The organism is Streptosporangium sp. NPDC000239, from assembly GCF_040300765.1.
GTDB lineage: Bacteria > Actinomycetota > Actinomycetes > Streptosporangiales > Streptosporangiaceae > Streptosporangium.
Genome location: NZ_JBEPEI010000003.1, coordinates 118,713 through 143,682, shown reverse-complemented (window position 1 = coordinate 143,682; position 24,970 = coordinate 118,713). Strand labels below are relative to the sequence as shown.

The window sequence follows — 24,970 nt, the reverse complement described above, 5'->3', positions numbered from 1 at the left end:
GACCCGCTCAGGAGGCCCTGGCGGGATCGACCCCGAAGACCTTCGCGACGTCGTCGAGGATGGCGTGGGCGCCCTGGATGCCGACCGCGCTCATCCAGATGACGTCGGCGACGTCGTGCTTGGCGCCCTTGAGCCTGCCCCAGAGCGGGTTGGCCTGGAACTCCTTCTTGATCGGCTCGGCCGCCGGGTCGGGGTAGGCCGCCACGAAGATGTGCTCGGCGTCGAGCTGGGAGATGTTCTCCTGGCTGATGTTCACCGCGATCGTCTCGGTCGTGGTCGGCTGGTCCTTCGGCCGGACGAAGCCGACGTCCTTCAGCACCAGCCCCGAGTAGGAGTTCTCCACGTACAGGCGCACGGTCGGCTCCCCGGCGAACCGGACGACCGAGACGGTCGGCATTCCGCCGTTCTTCTTGTCGATGGAGGCGCCGAGCGCGGCGGCGCGGTCCTGGTAGTCCTTGAGCCTGGTCTCCGCCAGGTCCTCCTTGCCCAGGGCCCGCCCCATGAGCCTGAGGTTCTCCTTCCAGATCGCGCCGGTGGTCTCACTGAACACCGTCGGAGCGATCTTCGACAGCTTGTCGTACAGCGCCTCGTGCCGGACCTTCGCCGAGACGATCAGGTCGGGCTTGAGGGCGATGATCCGCTCCAGGCTCGGCTGTTCGAGCGTGCCGACGGAGACGGCGTCCTTGGCGTGCCCGAGGACCGGGGTCAGATAGTCGGGGAGCTTGTCGTCGATCGCCCGGTAGGTGGTGAACCCGACGACGTCGGTGTCCAGGGTGAGCACCGCGTCGACGAAACTCTGGTCGAGGGTCACGACCCGCACCGGCCTGGCCGGGATCACGGTCTCGCCCATGGCGTGCTTCACCGTGCGGGGGAAGCCCTCCGCGGTCGCCGCCCCGGCCGAGGGATCCGCCCCCGTCCCGGTTTCCGCGGCGGGCTTCGCGGTGGTCGGCGTACTCGTGCCGCAGGCGGCCAGCCCCGCCGACAGTACGGCCGTCGCCATCCCGAGCGCCACGGCGCGCAATGTTCTCATCAGGACTTCCTCCAAGGTAAGGCACGCCTAAATTAGATTAGGCATGCCTAAACTGTCATACTCGTTCGGAGCCCGACAATCGGGGTCCCGGTCCGCGGGACGGTGTCCGGTCTCCGGCAGGCGAGAGGAGCGCGCGTGAGCACGACGGCGGTCATCGCGCGGTCCCCCTCGCCCAGGGGCGTTCTCACGGCCCTGCGTACCCGCAGGTCGATCGTGGTCGCCGGGCTGTTCGCCCTGCTGCTGACCGCCGTCCTGCTGAGCCTCGCGGTCGGCGCGAAACCGGTCCCGCCCGGCGACGTGTGGCACGCCCTGACCGGCCCGTCGGGCACCGAGAACGACATCGTCGTGCGGTCGCTGCGCGTGCCCAGGACCGCCATCGGGGTCATGGCCGGGATCGCCCTGGGCGTCGCGGGCGCCCTCATGCAGGGGCACACCCGCAACCCGCTGGCCGACCCCGGTCTGCTCGGCGTCACCCAGGGCGCGGCGTTCGCGATGGTGCTCGCCATCATGACGCTCGGCGTCACCGGCCTGTACGGCTACATCTGGTTCGGCCTGGCCGGGGCCCTCGTCGCCAGCGCCGGAGTCTTCGCCCTCGGCATGGTCGGCGGACGGTCCGGCCCGACCCCGCTGACCCTGGCCCTGGCCGGCACGGCGGTCAGCTCCTTCCTCTACGCGCTCACCTCGGCCCTGGTCCTGATGGACGAGCAGGCGATGGACGTCTTCCGGTTCTGGCAGACCGGCTCGATCGCGGGCCGGGGCGCGGAGACCGTCACCCAGGTGCTGCCGTTCGTCGTCGTCGGGCTCCTGCTCGCCCTGGTCAACGCCCCCGGCCTCAACGCGCTCGCCCTCGGCGAGGACGTGGCCAGGGCACTGGGCCAGAACGTCACCCTGACCCGCGCCGTCGGCATCTGCGCGATCACGCTGCTCACCGGCGCCTCGGTCGCGGCCTGCGGCTCGCTGGCCTTCCTCGGCCTGATGGTCCCCCACCTGGCCCGCCCGCTCTCCGGCCCCGACAACCGGTGGCTGCTGCCGTACGCGGGGCTGATCGGCGCGGTGGCGCTGCTGCTCGCCGACGTGACGGGACGGGTGGTCGCCCGGCCCGGCGAGCTGGAGGCAGGAGTGGTCCTCGCCCTGCTCGGCGCGCCGTTCTTCGTCGCCCTGGTCCGCCGCAGGAAGCCGGTCCGCCTGTGAACCCCACCCCCGTGTACGGCCTGCGCCCCTCTGAGACGAAGGCCCCGACAAGGGCACAGACAAAGGCGCTGCGGGCCGGTCCCGCCTCCTGGCCGCTGCGGCCACGCCCCGTCCTGACGGCACTGGTCCTGCTGGCCGCCGCCGTACTGCTGACCGGGCTCGGCATGCGGATCGGCGACATCCCGATGAGCCTGGCCGAGGTGGGCCGGGCCGTCGTGGGGGACGGCCCCGACCACCTCGTGGTGATGGAGCTGCGGCTGCCCCGGGCGCTCACCGGCGTCCTGGTCGGCGCGGCGCTCGCCCTGGCCGGGGCGATCACCCAGGCCATCGCGCGCAACCCGCTGGCCAGCCCCGACATCCTCGGGGTGACGCCGGGCGCCAGCGTGTGCGTGGTCGCGGCCATCGTGGCCACGTCGAGCGCCGCGGGCGGGGCGGGAGGCATGCTGGCCTCGGTCGGGATTCCGCTGCTCGCCCTGCTCGGCGGCGCGGCCGGGGCGCTGGCCGTCTACACGCTCGCCTGGCGGGGCGGCCTGGACGGCTACCGCCTGGTGCTCGTCGGCATCGGCGTCTCGGTGATGTGCGTCAACGTCAAGTACTGGCTGCTGACCATCGGCGACGTCAACGACAGCGGGCGCGCCATCGTCTGGATCACCGGCTCACTGAACGGCAGGGGCTGGGAACACGTCGTTCCCGTCGCGGTTGCGCTGGCCGTACTGGTCCCGGCGACCCTGGTCGGCGCCCGCTCACTCGGCGCGCTGCGCTTCGGCGAGGAGACCGTCACCGGGCTCGGGGTGCGCCCCGACCTCACCAGGAGCCTGATGATCCTGGCCGCCGTGCTGCTGGCCGCGCTCGCGACCGCCGCGGCGGGCCCCATCGCCTTCGTCGCGCTGGCCGCGCCACAGATCGCGTTGCGCCTGGCCGGAGCGGCCCAGCCTCCGCTCGTGGTGTCCGCGCTCACCGGTGCCGTCCTCACCAGCGCCTCCGACCTGGTCGCGCGGACCGCGTTCAGCCCCGTCGAACTTCCCGTCGGCGTGGTCACCGCGGTCCTCGGCGCCCCCTATCTGATCTATCTCCTCGTCCGCGCGCGAAGAAAGGCACGACCTTGAGACTACGGGCCGTCGACGTCAAGCTCGGGTACGGCGACCGCGTCATCGTCGACGGGCTCGACCTCGGGATCGAGGCCGGGACGGTGACGACGATCATCGGCCCCAACGGATGCGGCAAGTCCACGCTGCTGCGCGCGCTGGGACGCCTGCTGAAGCCCTCCGGCGGCGAGGTGCTGCTGGACGGCAAACGCATCGACAGGATGCCGACCAGGGAGGTCGCGAAGATCCTGGGAGTGCTGCCGCAGGCCCCCACGGCCCCCGAGGGACTGACCGTGGCCGACCTGGTGGCCAGGGGACGGCACCCGCACCAGACGTGGTACCGGCAGTGGTCCTCCGGCGACGAGACGGCCGTCAACGAGGCCCTGTCCATGACGGGCCTGCTCGACCTGGGAGAACGCCCGCTCGACGAGCTGTCCGGCGGGCAACGTCAGCGCGCCTGGATCTCGATGGCCCTGGCCCAGGGCACCGACCTGCTGCTGCTCGACGAGCCGACGACCTTCCTCGACCTGGCGCACCAGATCGAGGTCCTCGAACTCGTCCGCCGCCTGCACGGGGAGCTCGGCCGTACGGTGGTGATGGTCCTGCACGACCTCAACCTCGCCGCCCGCTACACCGACCACCTGGTCGCCATGCGCTCGGGCAAGGTCGTCGCCGCCGGGCCTCCCGCCGAGGTCCTCACCGAGGAGTTGCTCGCGAAGGTCTTCGACCTGGCCGCCCGGGTCATCGAGGACCCGGTGGCGGGCACCCCCATGGTCGTGCCCGTCGGGCCACTGCCCTCCGCCGGAGACCGCGCCCGGCGCAACGGGGCGCTCCTTCGGGACTGACGTCCCCACCGGGACGCGGCGTTCACCGCGTCCCGGTTCCCGGTGGCTCTCTCAGTCGCCGAGCAGGGCGTCCACGAAGACCTCGGGGTCGAACGGGGCCAGGTCGTCCGGCCCCTCACCGAGGCCGACCAGCTTGACCGGCACTCCGAGCTCACGCTGGACGGAGATGATGATGCCGCCCTTGGCGGTGCCGTCGAGCTTGGTCAGGGCGATACCGGTGACGTCGACGACCTCGGCGAACACCTGGGCCTGGCGCATGCCGTTCTGACCCGTGGTCGCGTCCAGGACGAGCAGGACCTCGTCGACCGTCGCCTTCTTCTCGATGACGCGCTTGACCTTGCCCAGCTCGTCCATCAGGCCGGTCTTGGTGTGCAGACGGCCCGCCGTGTCGACGATGACCACGTCCACCTTGTCCTCGATGCCCTTGGCCACGGCGTCGAAGGCCACCGAGGCCGGGTCGCCGCCCTCGGGACCACGCACGACCTCGGCGCCGACCCGGTCGCCCCAGGTCTGGAGCTGGTCGGCCGCGGCGGCGCGGAAGGTGTCGGCGGCGCCGAGCACGACCTTGTTTCCGTCGCCGATGAGGGAACGCGCCAGCTTGCCGGTCGTCGTGGTCTTGCCGGTGCCGTTGACGCCGACGACGAGCACGACCGCGGGACGCTCCCCGTGCGGCTTGACGTGCAGGGTGCGGTCGGTGTCGGCGCCGATCTGGGTCAGCAGCTGCTCCTTGAGCAGTCCGCGCACCTCGGCGGGCGTCCTGCTGCCCAGCACCTTCACCTTGGTCCGCAACTCCTCGACCATCGCCTGGGTCGGGGCGACGCCGACGTCCGCGGTGATCAGGGTCTCCTCGATCTCGTCCCAGGTGTCGTCGTCGAGACGGTCACGCGAGAGCAGGTCGAGCAGGCCCTTGCCGAGGGTGCTCTGGGACCGGGCGAGCCTGGCGCGCAGCCGTACCATGCGGCCCGCCGAGGGCGGCGGGATCTCGACGGCCGGGGGAACGACCATGGGCTCGGCGGGCTTGGCCGGCGGCGGAAGAGTGGTGGTCGCCGCGTCGTCGTCCTGCGCGGCCCCCACGGGAGGCGCCTGTTCCTCCCCGGGAACGGGCCGCACCTCGGGCGGCTCCACCGGAGGAGCCGACTTGCCCCGCGGCCTGAGCAACAGGAACATGCCGCCCGCCGCCAGCAGGGCGACAACGACGATGATCGCGATTATGCCGAGATAGCCTTCCACAAGAGCACAGTTTTCCAGACCCCCCGGAATGCTCCGACCCCCCGGGTCAAGTCACCCCCCATCGATCTTGACTGCTCACCCTTCCCACCACGACGACACAGACGTCCCCCGCACCTGCCTGCGTGGACTTTCCACCTCCGAAGCGAGGGGTCGGCCGACACCCCCGGCGCCAAGTGTGAGGAGTTTCGGCTTGGGCGCGTCGGTGTCTGGACTGAGGAGCGAAGGAGCGAAGCGGATGAGTGACGAGGGAAGACACCGACCCGAAGCGCCCAAGCCCGCGACGCCGCCAAGCGGAGCAAAGAAACACGGCTTGTGCTTTACCGGCGCCAAGTGTGAAGAGTTTCGGCTTGGGCGCGTCGGTGCTTGGACTGAGGAGCGAAGGAGCGCAGCGGATGAGCGACGAGGGAAAGCACCGACCCGAGGCGCCCAAGCCCGCGACGCCGAAGGCGGAGCAAAGAGACACAGCCCGCGACGCCGCCAGGCGGAGCAAAGAGACACAGCCCGCGACGCCGAAGGCGGAGCAAAGAGACACAACTAACTTTCTCGAAGCCGCTGACTGATCACCTGGCTGACCCCGTCCCCCCGCATCGAGACCCCGTACAGCGCGTCGGCGATCTCCATCGTGCGTTTCTGGTGGGTGATGACGATGAGCTGTGACGTCTGCCGCAGTTCCTCGAACAGGGTCAGCAGCCGTTGGGTGTTGGTGTCGTCGAGCGCCGCCTCGACCTCGTCCATCACGTAGAACGGCGAGGGCCGCGCCTTGAAGATGGCGACGAGGAAGGCGACGGCGGTCAGCGACCGTTCCCCTCCGGACAGCAGCGACAGGCGCTTGACCTTCTTGCCCGGCGGTCTGGCCTCGACCTCGACGCCGGTGGTCAGCATGTCCTCCGGGTCGGTGAGCAGCAGCCTGCCCTCACCGCCGGGGAAGACCCGCCCGAAGATCTGCTCGAACTCGCGGGCGACGTCGGCGTAGGCGGCGCCGAACACCTGCTCGACCCGCTCGTCCACCTCCTTGACGACGAGCAGCAGGTCACGTCTGGTCTTCTTGAGGTCCTCAAGCTGGGAGGTGAGGAAGGCGTGCCGTTCCTCAAGGGCGGCGAACTCCTCAAGGGCCAGCGGGTTGACCTTGCCGAGCTGCGCCATCTGCCGGTCGGCGGCCCTGGCCCGCTTCTCCTGTTCCTCACGCACGTAGGGAACGGGGTCGCCGTCGACGGTCGGGACGGGTTCGGCCGGGCCGTACTCGGCGATGAGCGTGTCGGGTTCGACGCCGTACTCGTCGACGGCCTTGGCCTCCAGCTGTTCCAGGCGCAGGCGCCGTTCGGTTCTGGCGACCTCGCTGCCGTGCGCCCTGTTGATCAGCTTGTCCAGTTCGCCGGACAGTTCCCTGACGCGGAGCCTGATCGACTTGAGCGACTGGTCGATCTGCCCGCGCGCCTGTTCGGCCTCGTCGCGTTCCTCGGCCGCCACGGTGAGAGAGGTCTCCAGGCGGGCCAGGGTCAGCTCGGTGCCGCGGACCACGGCCTGGGCGACCAGTGCCTGCCTGCGCCGCCGTTCCCGCAGCTCGGCGGCCCTGGCGCGTTCCTCGCGCTCCCGTTCGGCGGCGCGCAGCAGTTCGTCGGCCCGGCCCGTGAGGCCCTTGACCCGCTCCTCGGCCGTCCGTACGGCCAGGCGGGCCTCCATCTCCGTCTGTCTCGCCGAGGCGCAGATCTCCGCGAGCTCGTCGCGCATCTCGGTGGTCGGTTCGGGTTCGGCCTCCACCTCGGCGGTGGCGGCGGCGAGCCGTTCCTCGATCTCGGCGAGCCCCGCGGCGTCCCGGTCGCGGGCCTCCTCGGCGGCCCGTACGGCCCTGGCGAGCCGTTCACACTCGGCGGCGGCGGCCTCGGCCGCGGCGCCGAGCTGGGCCAGTCGCCGCGCGGTCGCGGCGGCCCGCTGGTCGGCGTCACGCTGTCTGGCCCTGATCTGGTCGAGCGCGGCCTGGGCGGCGTTCACCCCGGCCTGGGCGGTCTGCACGCCTGTCTGCGCCTCGCCCACGCCCGCCTGGGCGGTCTCGACGGCGAACTGCGCCTGCGCCTCGGCTTCGGCGGCCTCCTCCATGGCGAGGCCCGCCTGTTCGGCGGCCTGCCTGGCCGTGGCCAGGTCCGCGACGGCCTCGTCGAGAGCGGCCCGCATCTGGAGGGCGGAGGCCGCGCCCGTTGAGCCTCCCCTGGCGGCGTAGGAGCCGACCAGGTCGCCGGAGCGGGTGACGGCTCGCAGCTCGGGCCACTGCTCGACGGCCTTCCTGGCCGTCTCAAGGTCGTCGACGACCAGGACGTCGGCCAGCAGGTGCGTGACGGCGGCCCGCAGCGCGTCGGGCACGGTGACCAGGTCCGCCGCCCACCGGCCGCCCGCGACGGGCATGTCGGCCCTCCGCGGGACCTGCCCGCCCGTGGCGACGAGCAGGGCCGCCCGGCCCCCGTCCTGGCGGCTGAGGAAGTCGATGGCGTCCGCGGCGGCCTGCAGCGACTCCACGGCCACCGCCTCGGCGTAGGCGCCGAGCACGGCGGCCACGGCCGTCTCCGCGCCGGGGCTGACGGTCAGCATGGTGGCCACCGGGCCGAGCACCCCGGCCAGGTCGGCGGCCAGCAGCGCCGCGGCGCCGTCCGTGCCGCTCGCCAGGCTCAGCTGGAGCGCCTCGAACCTGGCTTCGAGCGCGGCGACCTGACGCTGGGCCTCCTGGTCGGCCTTGCGGGCGACGCCCACGGCGGCCTTGGCCGAGGACAGGGCCGCGTTGGGGCCCGCGACCGAGGCCTTGGCCTCCTCGGCGACGGCCTTGGCCTCCTCGACGGCCTCCCTTGCCTGTGCCACGGCCTCAAGGGCGATTTCCAGCTCTTCGGCGAGGGCGGGGTCGATCTCCGGCTCAGAGCGTTCCTGGCCCTCGTGGTCGGCGCGGGCGCGCTCGGCGCGCTGTTCGGCCTCTTCGAGGGAGAGCCTCAGCCGCCCGATCTCCTCCTCGGCCGCGCCCGCCCTGCTGTGCGCCGCGCCGGCCTGCCCCCTGAGCTTGGCCAGCCCTTCGCGCCGGTCCGCGACGGCCTTGGCCTCCGCGGCCAGGCGGCGTTCCTCGGCGGCGAGCGCCGCCTCGCTCTCCGAGCGTCCCGCGACGGCCTGTGCCAGGGTCTCCCGCTCCTGGTCGAGGAGTTCCTCAAGGACGCGTTCCTGCTCCTGGATCTCCTCGGCCTCGCGCTCGTAGTCCTCCGGGTCGCGTCCTCTGCGCTCGACCGTGGTGTCGGTCGCGTTGCGGTGCCGTTCGGCGGCCAGCCCGGCCAGGCCCCTGAGGCGCTCGCGGAGGGACGAAAGCCGGAAGTAGGTCTCCTGGGCGGCGGCCAGTCGCGGCTGTGCCTCGGCCTCCGCGGCCTCAAGCTCGGCCTCGGCGACCTGGCCCTGTTCCAGCTCGGTCTCCACCACCGTACGGCGGGCCAGCACGGCGGCCTCGTCGGCGGTCTCCCGCTCCAGGGTGACGCGCAGGGTGAGCACGTCGTCGGCGAGCAGCCTGAGCCTGGCGTCACGCAGGTCGGCCTGGATGACCGCGGCCTTGCGGGCGATCTCCGCCTGGCGGCCGAGGGGTTTGAGCTGTCTGCGCAGCTCGGTGGTGAGGTCCTGGACCCGGGTCATGTTGGCCTGCATCGCGTCGAGCTTCCGCAGCGCCTTCTCCTTGCGCTTGCGGTGCTTCAGAACGCCCGCGGCCTCCTCGATGAAGGCCCTGCGGTCCTCCGGGCCCGCGTGCAGCACCTGGTCGAGCTGGCCCTGCCCGACGATGACGTGCATCTCACGGCCGATGCCCGAGTCGGACAGGAGTTCCTGGATGTCGAGCAGGCGGCAGGTGTCGCCGTTGATGGCGTACTCGCTCTGTCCCGCCCTGAACATCAGGCGGCTGATCGTGACCTCGGTGTAGTCGATGGGCAGCGCGCCGTCGGTGTTGTCGATGGTGAGCGTGACCTCGGCACGGCCGAGCGGGGCCCGTGAGGACGTCCCGGCGAAGATGACGTCCTCCATCTTGCCGCCGCGCAGCGACTTGGCGCTGTGCTCGCCCATCACCCAGGCCAGGGCGTCGACCACGTTGGACTTGCCCGAGCCGTTCGGGCCGACGACGGCGGTGATGCCGGGTTCGAACCTGAGGGTGGTGGCCGAGGCGAAGGACTTGAATCCGCGCAGAGTCAGGGTTTTCAGATACATGTCACCCCTCGTCCGCCGCGTTCACCCGTGTTCACTCGCGCTTTCCCAGGCCGCCCTGTCGCTCTCGCCTGGGAAGACTACCGTTCTTCGCCCGCGCCCGCCTGTCCAGCGCCTAGGGTGCCCTGCATGGATGCGGAACGCGGCGAGGGCTCCCCGCACGGCGGGGACGGCCGTCTCAGACGGCGGGCTTTCCTGGTCGGCGGCGGGCTGGCCGCGCTCGGCCTGGGCGGTACCGCGCTCGCGATCGGTCCGGACGGTTTCCGGAACGCCTACGCCCGCGTCGTCTGCGGAGGCGTCCCCGACCCTCCCGTCGCCCGTCCCGGGGCCCGGCGGCTGAGCGAGGTCGAGGGCCGTACGGTGATCGTCTCACTGCCGCCGGGGCCACGCGACCGGACCGCCGTCGTGATCATGTTTCCCGAGGGCACGGAGAACGCCCGCGCGTCGCTCGACCTCTGTTCCGCGGACCGTTACCTGGCGGCGAGCGGAGGGCGGTTCGCGGTCGCCGCGATCGACGACTGGCCCTCGGCCGACGTCGTGGGGACCGTGCTCCCGCATCTGGAGACCCAGGGGTTCGACACCGGAAGGATCGGGCTGCTCGGCTGGGCGGCGGGCGGGGCGGAGGCCCTCAGGCTGGCCGCGCAGCTGGGTTCCGGCCGGGTCGCCGCGGTGGCCGCGGCCTCACCCGCCGTCACGGCGGCACGGGCTCCGCTGCGTGACCTGGTGGACATCCCGGTCTGGCTGGGCTGCGGCGAGCGCGACGACAGGGCTCCGCAGACGGAGACGATGCTGAAGGGGTTGAAGGCGCTCGGCGCGACGACGGAGGGAGGGATCTCCTCGGGGTGCCAGGACACGGCGTACCGGGTCCGTGTGCTCCCCGAGCAGTTCGCCTTCTTCTCACGTCATCTGTGAGCGATCTCGTCGTACGGCGGTGCGCCGGGCGTACCGTGTGGTCCGCCCGCCGTACATGGGTCGTTCGCCATGCGTGGCCCCGCACGTGACAGGGGTCGGCATGGCAAGGGACGCCCCGGCGAGGCGCCCCTGGACAGTGGTGTTTCGTCCCGGTCTCTAAGTGAGAACCGGCTCACGATCCTGCAGGCGGGTGAACGCCTCGTCGCGGGTGCCGGCCGCGAGTTCGTCGTTCTGGGCCTGGAGCCGGGTGAGCTCTGCCTCCAGATCACGGATACGCTGCTGAAGACGGCGCATCTCCGAGACCATACGAGGGTCAGGACCGCCGACGTGGCCGAGTAGAGCCTTCGCCATGGTAAAGGGTCCTCCACGCTGAGTGACCAGACTGGTTCGCGCACTTCTTGCCGCGGGAGGGGTGCGCGTGGTTCTTATCAAGAGTCGCACCGGCGGAAGGGGCGGTCAAGTTGAACGCTCCGTGTGGATGCACCAGTGGGCACTCTCGACAGTAAAATATACCTTATTTTGGGCGGTTTAAGGAAGCATCAGCGCTCAACGAAACCGCCAAGATTTCCTTTGGCCTCGCTCCAGCGTTCCACGACCGCGTCAACCTTTCCCGGGGTCGCACCCGCCCTGAGCTGGGAGAGCAGGTTCTCGCACGCCTCACGACCGCCCTCGGCGACGACCTCGACCCGGCCGTCCTCGGTGTTCCTCGCCCATCCGGAAAGTCCGAGCTCCAGCGCTCTGGCCCGCGTCCACCAGCGGAAACCGACCCCCTGGACACGCCCTCTGACCCAGGCGGTCAGCCGTACGGCCGTCATGCCGCCGTCCCTCTCGGGCGGGGCTGGCAGCGGGGGCAGCTGTAGGAGGAACGGTTCATGAACGACTCCCTGACGATCGGCGCGCCGCAGCGCGGGCAGGGTTCGTCCCGCCTGCCGTACACGGCCAGTGAGCGCTCGAAGTAGCCGCTCTCACCGTTGACGTTGACGTAGAGGCTGTCGAAGGACGTGCCGCCCTGCGCCAGGGCCTCGGTCATCACCTCGCGGGCCGCGCCGACCAGCTGGGAGATCTTCGGCCCGGTCAGCGCCCCGGCCGGCCTGGTGCCGTGCAGGCGGGCCCGCCAGAGCGCCTCGTCGGCGTAGATGTTGCCGACCCCGCTGATCAGCGACTGGTCCAGGAGCGCCCGCTTGATCTCGGTCCGCCGGGCTCGCAGACGGCGGGCGAAGAGCGCCTCGTCGAAGTGCTCCTCGAACGGGTCGGCCGCGATGTGGGTGATCGGCTCGGGCACCTGCCTGCCGCCGGCCTCGGCCAGCGGTGTCACCAGCACGTGCCCGAAGGTCCGCTGGTCGACGAAGCGCAGGTCGGGGCCGCCGTCGGCGAAGGTGATCCGGATCCGCAGGTGTTTCTCCAGGGCCGTGTCCGGCTCGACGACCAGCAGCTGGCCGCTCATGCCGAGATGGGCCAGGATCGCGTCCGTCCCGTCGAGGGGCAGCCAGAGGTACTTGCCCCTGCGTTCGGCGGTGCCGATCGTGCGCCCCTTGAGCTGGGCGGCGAACTCCTCGGCGCCGGGGACGTGCCTCCTGATCGCTCTCGGGTGCAGCACCTCGGCCCGCGCGACGACGCGTCCGCGGACCCAGCGTTCCAGGCCGCGCCGTACGACCTCGACCTCGGGCAGTTCGGGCATGCCCCCTCCTTCGGTTCGTGCCGTACGGCTCGCGGGTCAGCCGGCCTCGCGCTTGTCGCGGTCCTCACGGATGCGGGTCCATGCGGTCTCGGCCGCCTGCTGCTCGGCCTCCTTCTTCGAACGGCCCGAGCCGGAGCCGTACTCCTCGCCGCCGACCCTGACGATCGCGGTGAAGGACTTGGCGTGGTCGGGGCCGCTCTCCTCCACGTGGTACTCGGGCACGCCGAGCGACTCGGAGGCGGTCAGCTCCTGCAACGAGGTCTTCCAGTCGAGACCGGCGCCCAGCGAGGCGGAGCGGGTGATGAGCGGGTCGAACAGCAGGTGGACGACGCGGAAGGCCTCGTCGAGGCCCTTGTCCACGTAGACCGAGCCGATCAGCGCCTCAAGGGTGTCGGCGAGGATCGAGGACTTGTCACGCCCCCCGGTGCCCTCCTCGCCCCTGCCGAGGCGCAGGAAGCGCCCGAGGCCGAGGGTGCGGGCGACGCCCGCGAGGGCGCGCATGTTGACCACCGCGGCCCTGAGCTTGGCGAGCTGCCCCTCGGGCAGGTCGGGGTGGTTGCGGTACAGGGTGTCGGTGACGACCAGGCCGAGCACGGAGTCGCCGAGGAACTCAAGGCGCTCGTTGGTCGGCAGGCCGCCGTTCTCGTAGGCGTAGGAGCGGTGCGTCAGCGCCCGCTCCAGGATCGCCGCGTCCAGTCGCACGGAGAGGACCTTGTCGAGCTCGTCACTGACGACCTCGACGGCTACCGGCTTGACACTGCTCATCCCCATGGTTTCTTCTCCTCGCACGCTTGCGGTGAAATGCGCGATGGCGAGGAAGGGAATGAGAGATGCCCGAAGATGTGGTGGGCGCCGGGAGGGTACGCGTCACCGCGTAACCCGGCGTCCACCACAGCCGCGGGCCGACCGCCATCGCATGTGGATCGCGAACGGTGGCACCGGCCGGAGAGACCCGGCCGGTGTCCGTCGGTCAGACTGCGATCAGGCGGAGGGCTCGATCACCTGACGGCGGTTGTAGGTGCCGCAGGAGGGGCACGCCACGTGCGGACGCTTCGGCGAGCGGCACTGGGGGCAGCTCACGAGCGAGACCGCGGCGGCCTTCCACTGCGACCTGCGGGAGCGAGTGTTGCTCCGCGACATCTTGCGCTTGGGGACAGCCACGTCAGCTCTCCTGATCGTTGTTATGTTCTGGAACCAGACCCTGCAGCTTGGCCCAGCGGGCGTCGACGACCTCGTGTCCGTGATCAGGCTCGGCGTCGGCCAGCCTGATCCCGCACTCCGAGCAGAGCCCGGAGCAGTCTTCGCTGCACACCGGGCTCAACGGCAGTGTGAGCACCACCGCGTCACGGAACGCAGGTTCGAGGTCGAGCAGTTCTCCGTCGAGAAGCGAGTCGTCCTCGGCGGCATCCTCCGCCGAGTAGAAGAACAGCTCCTGGAAGCTCACCTCGGTATCCGAGACGATCTCCTCCAGGCAGCGTGCGCACTCCCCCCGCAGCGGGGCCCGCGCCGTGCCCGTGACGAGCACACCTTCCATGACCGCTTCAAGCCGGATGTCCAGCTCGACGTCGGTGTCCCTGGGGACACCGATCATGTCAACACCGATGTTCGCCGGCGCCGGGAGGGTGAGACTCATCCGAAGCATCGCCCCCGGTCTCCGCCCCAGGTCATGGGTGGAGATCACCCACGGGGCGCGGGGGTCAAGGCTGTGCGGAGTCATTCCACTCTCATCAGGCATGGCGAATCAACGCCGTCGTGCAAGGCAGAAACAAGAGGATACCAGGGGTCAGCCCCTGAGCCGTTCGACCAGGAGTTCCTGGACGAGATCGGGTACCAGACCGGCCACGCTCCCGCCGTAACGGACGATCTCCTTGATGCGACTCGACGACAGGAACGACACCTCGGGACCGGTGGCCATGAACAGTGTCTCGACCCCGGACATCCGGTAGTTGAGCTGGGCCATCTGCAACTCGTAGTCGAAGTCGCTGATCGCCCGCAGGCCCTTGACGATGGCCGGGATCTGCTGCTGCCTGCAGTAGTCCACCAGCAGACCGTGGAACTTGTCCACGCGCACGTTGCCGTACTCCTTGGTCACGTTCTGGAGCATCTCGATGCGCTCCTCGACCGTGAACAGGCTCTTCTTCTCGATGTTGATCAGGACGGCGACCACGACCTCGTCGTACTGCCGGCAGGCCCGGCCGATGATGTCCAGATGGCCGTTGGTAACGGGATCGAACGATCCCGGACAGACAACGCGACGCAAGGCGAAACCCCCTGCCCTATGGATTCCCGGCGGCGCGACCGTACCAAACGGCCGCTTCCCCGTAACGACGGACCCTGTCCTCCTCGTACCCCTCGGGCCACACCAGGTCTGTGCCCCGGCTCTCGCGTTCCACGACCACCAGGGCGTCCCGTTCCAGCCAGCCGCCGTCCCTCAGCCCCCTGAGCACGGCGTCGACCGCCTCGGCGCCCAGTGTGTACGGCGGGTCGGCGAACACCAGGTCGTACGGCTGCGCCGTTCCCCGTTCGAGCACCCGCTCGACGCGGTCGGCGGCCAGTTCCGCACCGGGCAGCCCGAGGGAGGCGATGTTGGCCCTGATCGTCCTGATCGCCTTGGCGTCCGACTCGACGAGCAGGGCGTGCTCCGCGCCCCGGGACAGCGCCTCAAGCCCGAGGGCCCCCGACCCCGAGTAGAGGTCGAGCACCCGGGCGCCGTCCAGGGGGCCGAACAACGACCCGACGGTTGCGAAGATCCCCTCTCTGGCCCGGTCGCTCGTGGGGCGGGTCCCCCGCCCCGGCGGCACGGCCAGCCGTCGTCCTCCTGCGCTTCCCGCGATGACTCGACTCACCGGCCCATTGTCCCAGCGGCGGCGCGGACCACGGCCCGGCGTGTCGCGACGCATCACATAACCGCAGGTCAAAAGGGTTCGGGTAGGTGATCTAGGTCAAGAGTGGGCAAGGAGTGGCGACGAAAGCGCAAGGGTCGTTCCCCCGGGTCACGACTGCTTGCATGATGAGTCCTGCGGCCTTCGGCGACCCAGGAGAAGGCCGACCGGCGTGATCGTGAGCCCTTCCGCACGCCGGTGCTCTCGGCACCTGACCCGAGGGCGGGCCCAGGCGGGGACGGCATTCGGGGGGAGGCCGTCCCCGCCTTCGGGCGTCTCCTGACCTTTCCCGCCCCGGCCCCTCCGTGCCGCCCCAGGCCTTCCCTCTCCCGTCGGCGGACGCCGAGGGCCCCGGACGCCCAAGGACCGTCTCCCGACGGGCTCAGGTCTTCTCCAGGTATTCGGCGCGCTCGTCGGCCAGCAGCCTGTCGATCTCCATGCGCAGCATCGGGTGCCCCGACAGCTCCGGATCGCTCTCCAGCACGCCCTCGGCGTCGAGGCGGGCCGAGTGGATGACCTCCTCGTCCCGCAGGAGCTGCAGCAGCTTCAGCGACGACCTGCGGCCCGACTGCGCGACGCCCAGCACGTCACCCTCGCGGCGCTGTTCGAGGTCGACCCGGGACAGCTCGAAGCCGTCGAGGGTCGCGGCCACCGCGTCGAGCCGCTGCCTGGCCGGGGTGCCGCCGGGGGCGTCGGTCACCAGCAGGCACAACCCGGGCAGCCCGCCCCGGCCGACCCGGCCGCGCAGCTGGTGGAGCTGGGAGACGCCGAACCGGTCGGCGTCCATGATGACCATGACGGAGGAGTTGGGCACGTCGACGCCGACCTCGATGACCGTGGTGGCCACCAGGACGTCCGTCTCGCCGCGGCTGAAGGCCCGCATCACGGCGTCCTTCTCCTCCGGGGGCAGCTTGCCGTGCAGCACCGCCGTACGCAGGCCGTGCAGCGGGCCCTGGGAGAGCGTCTCGGCCACGTCGAGCACCGCGAGCGGGGGGCGGCGCTCGTCGTCGTCCTTGGACAGGTCGCCCTCGTCGCCCTCTAGGTCGCCGATGCGCGGGCAGACGATGTAGGCCTGCCGTCCCAGCTCGACCTCCTCGCGCAGCCTGCTCCAGGCCCGGTCGAGGAAGTGCGGTTTCTCCGCGGCGGGGACCACGTGCGTGGTGATCGGTGCGCGCCCCGAGGGGAGCTGGGAGAGCGTGGAGACCGTCAGGTCGCCGAAGACGGTCATGGCGACCGTGCGCGGGATCGGGGTCGCGGTCATGACCAGCACGTGCGGACGGCCTCCCCCGGCCTTCTCCCTGAGCGCGTCGCGCTGCTCGACGCCGAAGCGGTGCTGCTCGTCGACCACGACCAGCCCCAGGTCGGCGAACTGCACGCGCTCCTGCAGGACCGCGTGGGTGCCGACGACGATCCCGGCCGCGCCCGAGGCGGCGTCGAGCATGGCCGTACGGCGGGCCGCCGCGCCGAGCGAACCGGTCAGCAGGGCGACCGCCGTACCGCCGAACATGCCGCCCGTCGCCAGGTCGCCGAGCATGGCCGTGATCGACCTGTGGTGCTGCTGGGCGAGCACCTCCGTCGGGGCGAGCAGTACGGCCTGGCCTCCTGCGTCGACCACCTGGAGCATGGCGCGCAGCGCGACGACGGTCTTGCCCGCGCCGACCTCGCCCTGCAGGAGCCTGTGCATGGGGTGGGCCAGGGCCAGGTCGGCGGCGATCTCCTCGCCCACGCTCCGCTGCCCCTCGGTGAGCTGGAACGGCAGGCGCGCGTCGAAGTCGGCCAGCAGCCCGTCCGCGCGGGCGGGCCTGGGGGCGGCGGGCCAGGAGGCCGCGGCCGCGCGGCGCTGCAGCAGCACCGCCTGGAGCAGGAAGGCCTCGTCGTACTTCAGCCGCTTGCGCGCCCTGGAGACGTCGGCGTGGTCGCGGGGCCGGTGGACGGCCGTGAGCGCCTCGGCCAGCCCGGGAAGCTCACGTCTGCTCCGGAGGTCGGCGGGGAGCGGGTCCTCAAGGGGCTCCAGGGTGTCGAGCAGGACGCCGAGCGCCCTGCGGATCGCCCAGGGGGTCACGTCCTTGCCCGCCGGATAGATCGGCACCAGCGCGGCGGCGAACCTCTCGGCGCCCTCCTGGCTCTCGTCGAACATCTCGAACTCGGGGTGGGAGAGCTGCCACCTGCGTTTGTCGCCCTGGCCGAACGCGCCGACCTTGCCCGCGAACATGCCCCTGACGCCGGGCCGCAGCCGGGTCTCCGCGATGTGGGAGGCCCTGCCGAAGAAGGACAGGTAGATCTTGCCCCGGCGGCCGTCGACGATCTCGACCTCCAGCCAGGTGCCGCCCTTGTTGCGCATCGGCCTGCGCATGGCCCTGGTGACCTCGCCGACGACCGTGGCGTGCTCGTCGGCCTGAAGGTCCTCGAAGTCGGTCAGCTCACCGCGCTCGGCGTAGCGGCGGGGGTAGTGCCGCAGCAGGTCGCCCACGGTGCGCAGATCGAGGACGCTCTCCAGCAGCTTGGCGGTCTTGGGGTCAAGCGCCTTGGTCAGCGGCTCGTCGAAGCTCGTCACCCCAGAGTTTCTACCGTGTCCGTGCGACAGAATCGCCTCGACACCACGCGGGCGGGCCCGGCACGGCCGTCCGGCGGCCCCCGGGAATGCGCTACCGTTGACCCTTGGGACTATCCCCGTTCGGCCAGTCATGGCGGTCCGTGTTGTCATGTGAGGCCGGGCGTCGGGTATTCTCGTCTGGCCAGCCGGTCGTCCCGGCACGCCCGATGACCGCCGCCGACGCGGCGGATCGAGCCTCTCGACTGATCTAAGGAGCGAACCGTGGCTTCCGTCTGCGATGTTTGCGCTAAGAAGCCGACCTTCGGCAACAACGTCTCCCACTCGCACCGCCGCACCCGCCGCCGCTGGAACCCGAACATCCAGCCCGTGCGCGCAGTGGTGAACGGCACGCCGAAGCGGCTGAACGTTTGCACCTCCTGCATCAAGGCCGGCAAGGTCACCCGCTAGCCAGACGCACCCGCGGCCCGGCGCCCCCTCGTGGGGCGCCGGGCCGCGTCGTGCTGCCAGGAGTCTTTTCTGGACATCTCCTCTGAATCACCATCTTGACTGGTTAATGTCAGATGGTGAGCACCTCTCCCGCACCACTCAAACTGAGCGCCGGAGCGAGCACGGGCTCCAAGATCATCATGTCGGTTCTCGCCCTCCCCTTCGTGGCGCTTCCGCTGTTCGTGATCCTCATGGTGCGTGACCAGCACACGTCGACGGACTATCCGTACTACCCCCCGGACCACTCCCCGTTCCGGATCGAGTACCTGGTCCTGCTGATATTCGCGCTGGTCGGGACGGTCTTCCTGGGCGGCCTCGTCGCCGCCTTCCGTTTCAGGGCGACCCTCACCGGGAGTGTGCTGGAGGTCCGGCGCACGTTCAGGACACGCCGGGCCGACCTCGCCACGGCCCGCGTCTGGCTCGGCTCGACCCCCGAGTACGAGGGAAGCGGCGAGCACAGGCACCAGACCGGGCGCACCATCCCTCACCTGACGGCCCGGGACTACACCGGCCCCAAGGTACGGCTCCACCTGCGCACCGTGAACGGTTTCCTGCCGCCGCACGAGCTGGTCGCGCTGGCCGACGCCGTCGAGTCGGGCCACAGGGAGGGCCCGGACGCCGAGCAGGCATCCAGGACCGCCGAGGTCCTGCGCCGCCTGGGCACCGACCCCATGATCGGACTTCTGTGAACGGTGCCGGAGATCGGGCTCCGGCCGGACGTCACACGGGCTGAGACCCAGAAGGGCTAACGCCAGCGCCAGGCGTGGTCCACGGGGCCTATGCCGGAGCCGAGGGCGAAACCGTGGGCGATGGCCCCGGTGACGTACGCCTTGGCCTTCTCAACGGCGGCGGGGACGTCCTCGCCGAGCGCCAGGTAGGAGGCGACGGCCGAGGCCAGGGTGCAGCCGGTGCCGTGGGTGTGGCGGTTGTCGTGACGTTCGGCGTGGAAGCGGAACTCACGGGTGCCGTCGGTGAGCAGGTCGACCGGCTCTCCCGGCAGGTGACCGCCCTTGATCAGCGCCCAGGCCGGGCCGAGCGCGAGGACGGCGTCGGCGGCCTTGCGCATGTCCCGGTCGTCCTCGACCTTGACGCCGGTCAGCTGCGCGACCTCCCAGAGGTTGGGGGTCACGACGGTCGCGACCGGCAGCAGCCGTGTCCTGACGGTCTCGACCGCCTCCGGCGCGAGCAGCGTGTCCCCGTGCTTGGAGACCCCGACCGGGTCGACCACGACCGGCGCCCCCGCCCCGGCGAGCGCCTCGGCGACCGTCTCGACCAGTACCGGCGAGGCCAGCATCCCGGTCTTGATCGCCTGTGCGCCGATGTCGCCGAGCACCGAGTCGAGCTGGGCGCGGACCGCCTCCGCGGGCAGCTCCCAGTAGCCCTGGACGCCCAGCGAGTTCTGGGCGGTCACCGCGGCGATGACGCTCATGCCGTGGACGCCGAGGGCCAGCATCGTCTTCAGGTCGGCCTGGATGCCCGCGCCGCCGCCGGAGTCGGATCCGGCGACGGTCAGCACGCGGGGAGGGGCGGAATCGGTCATGAGCCCCATCCAACCAGCTCTCGGGCATGCCCGCCGTACCGGATCAGATGACGACGCAGTCAGCCTGGGGGCTCTGGCAGGTCTTGGGGGTACTCGACTGGCCGTCCGCGCTGAAGGTGACGACCAGGTTCTCCCCCGGGTCCAGGTTCTGCCCCGAGTCGAGGACGAGGATTCCGCCCTCCTGCTTCCAGTCGGCACCGTGCAGCGAGGTGATCTCGCCACCGACCGGCACCTTCAGCGTCAGGCCGTCGAGCTTGCCGTCCGCGGCGATGACGAGCTGGGCGGTGTAGGCCTGGGTCTTCTCCTTGACCAGGCCGAATCCGACGGTGACCCCGGAGGCCGCGGGGGTGGTCGGGGTGGGCGCCGGGGTCGCGGAGGTCTCGGGGACGCCCGGCGACTCGCCGGGCGTGTGCGGCCGTTCGCCGGTGACGAGCGCCTCCCCGGTCGGTTCCGGTGTGGGCTCGGGGTCGTCGCTCGGCTGCGCCTGCTCGGTGCGGCGCGGGGTGTGCCCGGTCTTCGGGGTCGGGCGCGCCTTCGCCTCTGGGGTCTCGGGGGTCTCGGGGGTACGGTCCGCGCGGTGCGCAGTGGCGACGGGCGCCGGGGTCCGCGTCTCCGTCCCGCCGGGCTTGCCCGTCGCTTCCCCGGTCGGCTCCTCCGCGGGCTCCTCCGCCTCCTCTCCCGGCGGCGTGGGGTCCTCGGGATCGGTGAGCGAGTCCTCGGGGGCGGGCCGTTCCGAGGAGGCGGCCGCGCAGCCGCCGGGCGGGCAGGCGGTGGTCGAGTCGACGGAGCCGCTGGTCAGCTGGATGGCCGCGGCGCTTCCGCCGAGGACGGCGACGACCGCGACCGCGGTGAGCAGCATCGTCCTGACGCGCCGTCTCGGCTTGCGCTCCTCTCCCGGCCAGACGGGCTCGGACAGTTCGGTCGTGGCCGACCAGCCTGATCCGAGGAACCCCTTGGCGGGTTCGGTGATCGCGGACTCCTCTGGACGGAGCCGGCGCCCGATCAACTCGTCATTGGTCCCGGACTGTTGGGGGGGCTCCGGAGCTGACTCCGGCTCACGTTTCCCCCGGTTGCGGGGGACGTCTTCCCCATGTCCACCATGGCGGCCCATGTCGCCCCTTCCTCTAGGGAATCTCGGCCGCCAAACTTCATACCATTTCAATAACCGTTTGTCGCAATTTTCACGAATGTCACAGGAAGTGGGAAAATTCACTCCCTGAAGTGATCCCACCCCTCATAGGCCATCGAACGGCCGTTGACCTGCACGCCCTTACCCGCCTCGGCCCGGCCGACCACGGTCCACTCCTGCGGCAGCCGTACGCTCTGAGGGAACGTCGCCGCGAGCGCGTGATCGTCCCCGCCGGACAGGATCCACCCGAGCGGGTCCACCCCGAGCCGCCCGGCGGCCTCCTCAAGGGGCTCGGAGATCACGAAGGCCTCCGGCAGGAGCACGATCCCCACCTCGCTCGCCTCGGCGACGTGACCGAGGTCCTGGAGGAGCCCGTCGCTGACGTCGAGCATCGAGGTGGCGCCGAGCGCGGCCGCCCGGGGACCGCAGGCGTACGGAGGCGCGGGGCGGCGATGGGCGTCGAGCAGTTCGGCGGGGCCCTTCTCGCCGGCGGCGAGCAGCGCGAGCCCCGCCGCGGCGTGCCCGAGCCGTCCGGTGACCGCGACCACGTCGCCGGGGCGCGCGCCGGAGCGGGTGACCGGGGCACGCCCGCCGAGGTCTCCCAGCGCGGTCACCCCGAGCACGACCAGGTCGCAGCGGGTGACGTCGCCGCCGACCACACTCGCGCCGACCAGGTCGCACTCGTCGCGGAAGCCGTCGGTGAGGTCGTCGAGCCAGCCGGTGGCGGCGTCGGCGGGCAGGCCGAGACCGACCACGATGCCGGTGGGGTCGGCCCCCATGGCAACGATGTCTGAAAGATTCTGGGCCGCAGCTTTACGCCCGATGTCGTAGCCACTGGACCAATCGCGACGGAAATGCCTACCCTCGATCAGTAAGTCTGTCGTCACGACGACCCGTCCGTCAGGAGACCTCACCATCGCGGCGTCGTCCCCGGGACCGAGAAGCACGGTCCCACCTTGTGGCAAGCGTTCGGCTATACGTGCGACAACTCCGAATTCGCCGAGATCTCCGACTGTGATGACACACCTCCCGTTCATCACAGGGTACGGTGGCCCTTCGGCACTGATCCAATCGCCCGGGAGGACGTTATGGTGCAGGCCTACATCCTGATCCAGACCGAGGTCGGCAAGGCCGCGAACGTGGCCGGGCAGATCTCCTCGATCACCGGTGTCACCCAGGCCGAGGACGTGACCGGACCCTACGACGTGATCGTCCGCGCCGAGGCCCGCAACGTGGACGAACTCGGCAAGATGGTGGTGGCCCAGATTCAGGCGGTGGAGGGCATCACACGTACTCTTACGTGTCCCATCGTCCATATCTGACCTCACCGGGAGACTCCATGTCACTCCGGTTCGCCCGCTGGGCCGCGCTCGCCTGCCTCCCTCTGCTCCTGGCGGGATGCGGCGGCGCGGTCCGCGTGGACCCGCCCGTTCCCGAGGGAGCGGCCGCCGCCGCGTGCAAGGCTCTCGGCGGACGGCTGCCCAAGACCCTCGACGGTGTGGACCGGGTCGAGTCGTCGCCCGCCTCGCCGTACGTCGCGGTGTGGGGGCAGGCGCGGATCGCGCTGCGCTGCGGGGTGACCCGGCCGTCGACGATGGCCGCCACCGACGAGGTGCCGGAGATCAACGGGGTCGCGTGGTTCAACGACCCCGCCAGGCCCGCCCTGTTCACCGCGATCGGCAGGCAGGCCTACGTCGAGGTGACGATCTCCCGCGAGCACGTCCCGGGGAACGTCCTGGTCGACCTCTCCGGGCCGATCAAGGCGGCGCTCCCCCAGACGGGCTGACCTACCTGAGCCCCGGCGCGCGGTTCAGCGCCAGCTGGATCAGCCGGTCGACGAGCTCCCCGTACGGCACGCCGGTCGCGGCCCACAGCTGCGGCGCGACCGAGACCGAGGTGAAGCCGGGCATCGTGTTGATCTCGTTGAGGATCAGCCGGCCGTCCTCGGTGTAGAAGAAGTCCACCCGGGACAGGCCCTCACAGCCGAGCGCCTCGAAGGCGCGCACGGCCATCGCGCGCAGCTCCTCGGCGACCTCGGCGGGAATGTCGGCGGGCACGGCCAGGGACATCTCGTCGCCGATGTACTTGGCCTCGAAGTCGAAGAACTCGTGGTCGCCGTGGACCAGCACCTCACCGGGCAGGCTGGCCCTGGGCGCCTCGTCACCGGGGGACTCCAGCACGGCGCACTCGATCTCGCGGCCCACGATGGCGGCCTCGACCAGCACCTTGGGGTCGTGCTCGCGGGCGAACTCCACGGCCCTTTCGAGCTCCTCGCGGTCGTTGGCCTTGGAGATGCCCTGGCTCGACCCGGCGCGGGCGGGCTTGACGAAGACCGGCCAGCCGAGCTCCTCGACCTCCTTGAGGACCCGCTCGCGGGCGGTGCGCCAGTCACGGTCGCGCACGACGACGTACGGCCCGACCGGCAGGCCCGCGGCGGCCAGCACCGTCTTCATGTAGCCCTTGTCCATACCGACCGCGCTGGCCAGCACCCCGGAGCCGACGTAGCGGACCCCGGCCATCTCCAGCAGCCCCTGGATCGTGCCGTCCTCGGCGAAGGGGCCGTGCATCACCGGGAAGACGACGTCCACCTGGCCGAACTCGACCGGGATGCTGCCCGCTTCGTAGACGACCAGCGCGTCGCCGCCGGTCGGCAGCGCGAGCGCCGTTCCCGTGGCGTCGACGACCGGCATCTCGCCGTTCTCGATCGCGTAGCGCTGCTCGCCGGAGGCGAGCACCCACCGCCCGTCCTGGGCGATGCCCACGGGGAGAACCTCGTACTTGGACCGGTCGATGGCCTCAAGGACGCTCCCGGCCCCGAGGAGGGAGACGCCGTGCTCGGAGTTGCGGCCACCGAAGACGATTGCAACCCGCGGGCGGGTTTCGCGCTGCTCGCTCATGATGACCGAATGTACCCCCTCTGGGCCGTCATCCCGGCTGTCAGACGCGCCTATCGTCCCGATCCGGGGCCCTTTCCGCTGTCCGGGGCCACCCCTTGGTCGAGGAGGGCGTCCAAAGCCCTCGTCACGTCCATGATGAGGTCCTCCGCGTCCTCCAGTCCGATCGAGAAGCGGACCGCCCCGGCGTCGATCCCGGCGGCCCCGCCGAGCTGCGGATGGCTGGTCGAGGCGACGTGCGCCGCCTTGGTCCTGGTGCCGCCGACCGAGGTGGCGATCGAGGCGATCCTGAGGCCGTCGGCCAGCGCGACGCCCGCGTCGTAGCCGCCGTGCGGGGTGACCGTCACGCAGGCGCCGTACCTCGTCCCCTCAGGGCCCGAGTCGAACAGGTGCCTGGCCAGCTGGTGGCCGGGGTGTCCCGGCAGGCCCGGGTAGTCGACCCGGCGCACCGCGGGGTGCTTGGCCACCGCGGCGGCGAAGACCATCGCGGTCGCGCACATCCTGCGCACCCGGAGCGGGAGGGTCGCCAGCCCCCTGCGGAGCAGGAAGGCGTCGTCGGGGGAGAGCGTGCCGCCGGTGTCGAGACGGACCTCGCCGAGCTGCGCGATCAGGTCGGGACGGCCGACCGCGACACCGCCCTCGCAGTCGTCGTGGCCGCCGAGATACCGGGTCGCCGAGTGGACGACCAGGTCGGCGCCGTGTTCGAGCGGGCGGCAGACGACCGGGGTCGCGAAGGTCGAGTCGACGACAAGCAGCGCCCCGGCCCTGCGGGCGATGCGGTACAGGCCCCGGATGTCGGAGACGGCCATGGCCGGGTTGGACAGGGTCTCCGCGTAGATGATCTTCGTGTTCGACCTGACCTCGGCGTTCACCCGGCTGAGATCGCCGTAGTCCGCGAAGCCCGCCGAAACACCGAACCTGGAGAGCACGTTGGTGATCAGCGAGTAGGTCCCGCCGTGCACGGGGATCGGGGCGACGATGTGCGCTCCGGCCCGCAGGAAGGTCATCAGGACGGCGGTGATCGCGGCCATCCCCGAGGAGAAGGCCTGCCCGGCGACGTCCTTGGGCGCCGCGGCCCCTTCGAGCGAGGCGACCGCGGCGGCGAAGGCGGCGGTCGTCGGGTTGTCCACCCCGCCGTGGGCGAAGCCCGAGCTCTTCTCGTCGCACATCTCGGCGTACTCGGCCGAGTCGGCGAAGCCCCAGGCGGAGCTGCGCCACACCGGCAGGCCGAGCGGGCTCTGCCGGGGGTCGGCCAAGGGGGGCAGGTGGACCGCGCGGGTGTTCTCACCGTTGGGTCTGCGCATTCGT

Annotated in this window: 25 protein-coding genes; 8 read left to right on the top strand and 17 right to left on the bottom strand. The window is 71.1% G+C overall.

Annotation, left to right across the window (positions count from 1 at the left end):
• Positions 1-7 precede the first annotated feature (7 nt).
• Positions 8-1,030 carry an ABC transporter substrate-binding protein gene (locus ABT340_RS09815; RefSeq protein WP_352010298.1) on the bottom strand — a complete coding sequence of 341 codons (1,023 nt, stop codon included), beginning with the start codon at positions 1,028-1,030 and terminating at the stop codon, positions 8-10.
• Between the two features lie 135 nt (positions 1,031-1,165).
• On the opposite strand from ABT340_RS09815, the gene ABT340_RS09810 reads away from it, so the two are divergent.
• The 3 genes from ABT340_RS09810 to ABT340_RS09800 are packed head-to-tail and all read left to right on the top strand — an operon-like array spanning position 1,166 to position 4,151.
• On the top strand, positions 1,166-2,221 hold the full coding sequence (locus ABT340_RS09810; protein WP_352010297.1) for a FecCD family ABC transporter permease: 1,056 nt from the start codon (positions 1,166-1,168) through the stop codon (positions 2,219-2,221).
• The gene (locus ABT340_RS09805; RefSeq protein WP_352010296.1) at positions 2,218-3,327 is read left to right on the top strand and encodes a FecCD family ABC transporter permease; all 1,110 of its coding nucleotides are present in this window, start codon (positions 2,218-2,220) and stop codon (positions 3,325-3,327) included. The genes ABT340_RS09810 and ABT340_RS09805 overlap by 4 nt, the downstream gene beginning before the upstream one ends.
• Positions 3,324-4,151 carry an ABC transporter ATP-binding protein gene (locus ABT340_RS09800; protein ID WP_352010295.1) on the top strand — a complete coding sequence of 276 codons (828 nt, stop codon included), beginning with the start codon at positions 3,324-3,326 and terminating at the stop codon, positions 4,149-4,151. The genes ABT340_RS09805 and ABT340_RS09800 overlap by 4 nt, the downstream gene beginning before the upstream one ends.
• A gap of 51 nt (positions 4,152-4,202) precedes the next feature.
• Here ABT340_RS09800 and ftsY read toward each other — a convergent pair whose 3' ends face one another.
• Together ftsY and smc are read right to left on the bottom strand one after the other, a co-directional pair.
• Entirely contained in the window at positions 4,203-5,381 is a 1,179-nt protein-coding gene (gene ftsY, locus ABT340_RS09795; RefSeq protein WP_352010294.1) for a signal recognition particle-docking protein FtsY, read from the bottom strand.
• Between the two features lie 534 nt (positions 5,382-5,915).
• The gene (gene smc / locus ABT340_RS09790) at positions 5,916-9,590 is read right to left on the bottom strand and encodes a chromosome segregation protein SMC (protein WP_352010293.1); all 3,675 of its coding nucleotides are present in this window, start codon (positions 9,588-9,590) and stop codon (positions 5,916-5,918) included.
• Between the two features lie 126 nt (positions 9,591-9,716).
• Here smc and ABT340_RS09785 point away from each other — a divergent pair, with 126 nt between their 5' ends.
• Positions 9,717-10,499: an alpha/beta hydrolase gene (locus tag ABT340_RS09785; protein WP_352010292.1), complete on the top strand. Its 783-nt coding sequence runs from the start codon at positions 9,717-9,719 to the stop codon at positions 10,497-10,499.
• 156 nt (positions 10,500-10,655) lie between these two features.
• Here ABT340_RS09785 and ABT340_RS09780 read toward each other — a convergent pair whose 3' ends face one another.
• The 9 genes from ABT340_RS09780 to recG all read right to left on the bottom strand — a co-directional run bounded on the left by ABT340_RS09780 (position 10,656) and on the right by recG (position 17,613).
• Positions 10,656-10,850, bottom strand: a complete 195-nt coding sequence (locus tag ABT340_RS09780) for a hypothetical protein (RefSeq protein ID WP_184719995.1) — start codon at positions 10,848-10,850, stop codon at positions 10,656-10,658.
• A 188-nt stretch (positions 10,851-11,038) separates the two neighbouring features.
• Positions 11,039-11,314: an acylphosphatase gene (locus ABT340_RS09775; protein ID WP_352010291.1), complete on the bottom strand. Its 276-nt coding sequence runs from the start codon at positions 11,312-11,314 to the stop codon at positions 11,039-11,041.
• The gene (mutM, locus tag ABT340_RS09770; protein WP_352010290.1) at positions 11,311-12,177 is read right to left on the bottom strand and encodes a bifunctional DNA-formamidopyrimidine glycosylase/DNA-(apurinic or apyrimidinic site) lyase; all 867 of its coding nucleotides are present in this window, start codon (positions 12,175-12,177) and stop codon (positions 11,311-11,313) included. The genes ABT340_RS09775 and mutM overlap by 4 nt, the downstream gene beginning before the upstream one ends.
• A 36-nt stretch (positions 12,178-12,213) precedes the next feature.
• Positions 12,214-12,948 (bottom strand): ribonuclease III, encoded by a 735-nt coding sequence (rnc, locus tag ABT340_RS09765; RefSeq protein WP_352010289.1) that lies wholly within the window; start codon positions 12,946-12,948, stop codon positions 12,214-12,216.
• Between the two features lie 210 nt (positions 12,949-13,158).
• Positions 13,159-13,338: a 50S ribosomal protein L32 gene (gene rpmF, locus ABT340_RS09760; RefSeq protein WP_179824792.1), complete on the bottom strand. Its 180-nt coding sequence runs from the start codon at positions 13,336-13,338 to the stop codon at positions 13,159-13,161.
• Between the two features lies 1 nt (position 13,339).
• Positions 13,340-13,768, bottom strand: coding sequence for a YceD family protein (locus ABT340_RS09755; protein ID WP_352010288.1), 429 nt, complete (start codon positions 13,766-13,768; stop codon positions 13,340-13,342).
• Between the two features lie 192 nt (positions 13,769-13,960).
• Positions 13,961-14,437 (bottom strand): pantetheine-phosphate adenylyltransferase, encoded by a 477-nt coding sequence (gene coaD, locus ABT340_RS09750; RefSeq protein WP_352010287.1) that lies wholly within the window; start codon positions 14,435-14,437, stop codon positions 13,961-13,963.
• 16 nt (positions 14,438-14,453) lie between these two features.
• Positions 14,454-15,023 (bottom strand): 16S rRNA (guanine(966)-N(2))-methyltransferase RsmD, encoded by a 570-nt coding sequence (gene rsmD, locus ABT340_RS09745; RefSeq protein WP_352010286.1) that lies wholly within the window; start codon positions 15,021-15,023, stop codon positions 14,454-14,456.
• A 418-nt stretch (positions 15,024-15,441) separates the two neighbouring features.
• The gene (gene recG / locus ABT340_RS09740) at positions 15,442-17,613 is read right to left on the bottom strand and encodes an ATP-dependent DNA helicase RecG (protein ID WP_352010285.1); all 2,172 of its coding nucleotides are present in this window, start codon (positions 17,611-17,613) and stop codon (positions 15,442-15,444) included.
• Between the two features lie 261 nt (positions 17,614-17,874).
• Between recG and rpmB the strand changes: the two genes are divergently transcribed.
• Positions 17,875-18,060 (top strand): 50S ribosomal protein L28, encoded by a 186-nt coding sequence (rpmB, locus tag ABT340_RS09735; RefSeq protein ID WP_012894387.1) that lies wholly within the window; start codon positions 17,875-17,877, stop codon positions 18,058-18,060.
• A gap of 116 nt (positions 18,061-18,176) precedes the next feature.
• On the top strand, positions 18,177-18,788 hold the full coding sequence (locus ABT340_RS09730; RefSeq protein ID WP_352010284.1) for a hypothetical protein: 612 nt from the start codon (positions 18,177-18,179) through the stop codon (positions 18,786-18,788).
• A 56-nt stretch (positions 18,789-18,844) separates the two neighbouring features.
• Here the strand turns inward: ABT340_RS09730 and thiD are convergent, their stop codons facing one another.
• The 3 genes from thiD to ABT340_RS09715 form a co-directional block, all read right to left on the bottom strand.
• Complete coding sequence (thiD, locus tag ABT340_RS09725; RefSeq protein ID WP_352010283.1) at positions 18,845-19,648, bottom strand: bifunctional hydroxymethylpyrimidine kinase/phosphomethylpyrimidine kinase; 804 nt, start codon at positions 19,646-19,648, stop codon at positions 18,845-18,847.
• Between the two features lie 34 nt (positions 19,649-19,682).
• A complete protein-coding gene (locus ABT340_RS09720; protein ID WP_352010282.1) occupies positions 19,683-20,645 on the bottom strand; it encodes a hypothetical protein in 963 nt (320 codons plus the stop codon).
• Between the two features lie 203 nt (positions 20,646-20,848).
• Positions 20,849-21,805: a thiamine-phosphate kinase gene (locus ABT340_RS09715; RefSeq protein WP_352010281.1), complete on the bottom strand. Its 957-nt coding sequence runs from the start codon at positions 21,803-21,805 to the stop codon at positions 20,849-20,851.
• A 51-nt stretch (positions 21,806-21,856) separates the two neighbouring features.
• Here ABT340_RS09715 and ABT340_RS09710 point away from each other — a divergent pair, with 51 nt between their 5' ends.
• Positions 21,857-22,090: an Lrp/AsnC ligand binding domain-containing protein gene (locus ABT340_RS09710; protein WP_352010280.1), complete on the top strand. Its 234-nt coding sequence runs from the start codon at positions 21,857-21,859 to the stop codon at positions 22,088-22,090.
• A gap of 17 nt (positions 22,091-22,107) precedes the next feature.
• The gene (locus tag ABT340_RS09705; protein WP_352010279.1) at positions 22,108-22,554 is read left to right on the top strand and encodes a DUF3515 domain-containing protein; all 447 of its coding nucleotides are present in this window, start codon (positions 22,108-22,110) and stop codon (positions 22,552-22,554) included.
• A gap of 1 nt (position 22,555) precedes the next feature.
• Here the strand turns inward: ABT340_RS09705 and ABT340_RS09700 are convergent, their stop codons facing one another.
• Together ABT340_RS09700 and ABT340_RS09695 are read right to left on the bottom strand one after the other, a co-directional pair.
• Positions 22,556-23,665 carry a D-alanine--D-alanine ligase family protein gene (locus ABT340_RS09700; RefSeq protein ID WP_352010278.1) on the bottom strand — a complete coding sequence of 370 codons (1,110 nt, stop codon included), beginning with the start codon at positions 23,663-23,665 and terminating at the stop codon, positions 22,556-22,558.
• Between the two features lie 50 nt (positions 23,666-23,715).
• Positions 23,716-24,966, bottom strand: a complete 1,251-nt coding sequence (locus tag ABT340_RS09695; RefSeq protein WP_352010277.1) for a trans-sulfuration enzyme family protein — start codon at positions 24,964-24,966, stop codon at positions 23,716-23,718.
• Between the last annotated feature and the right edge of the window lie 4 nt (positions 24,967-24,970).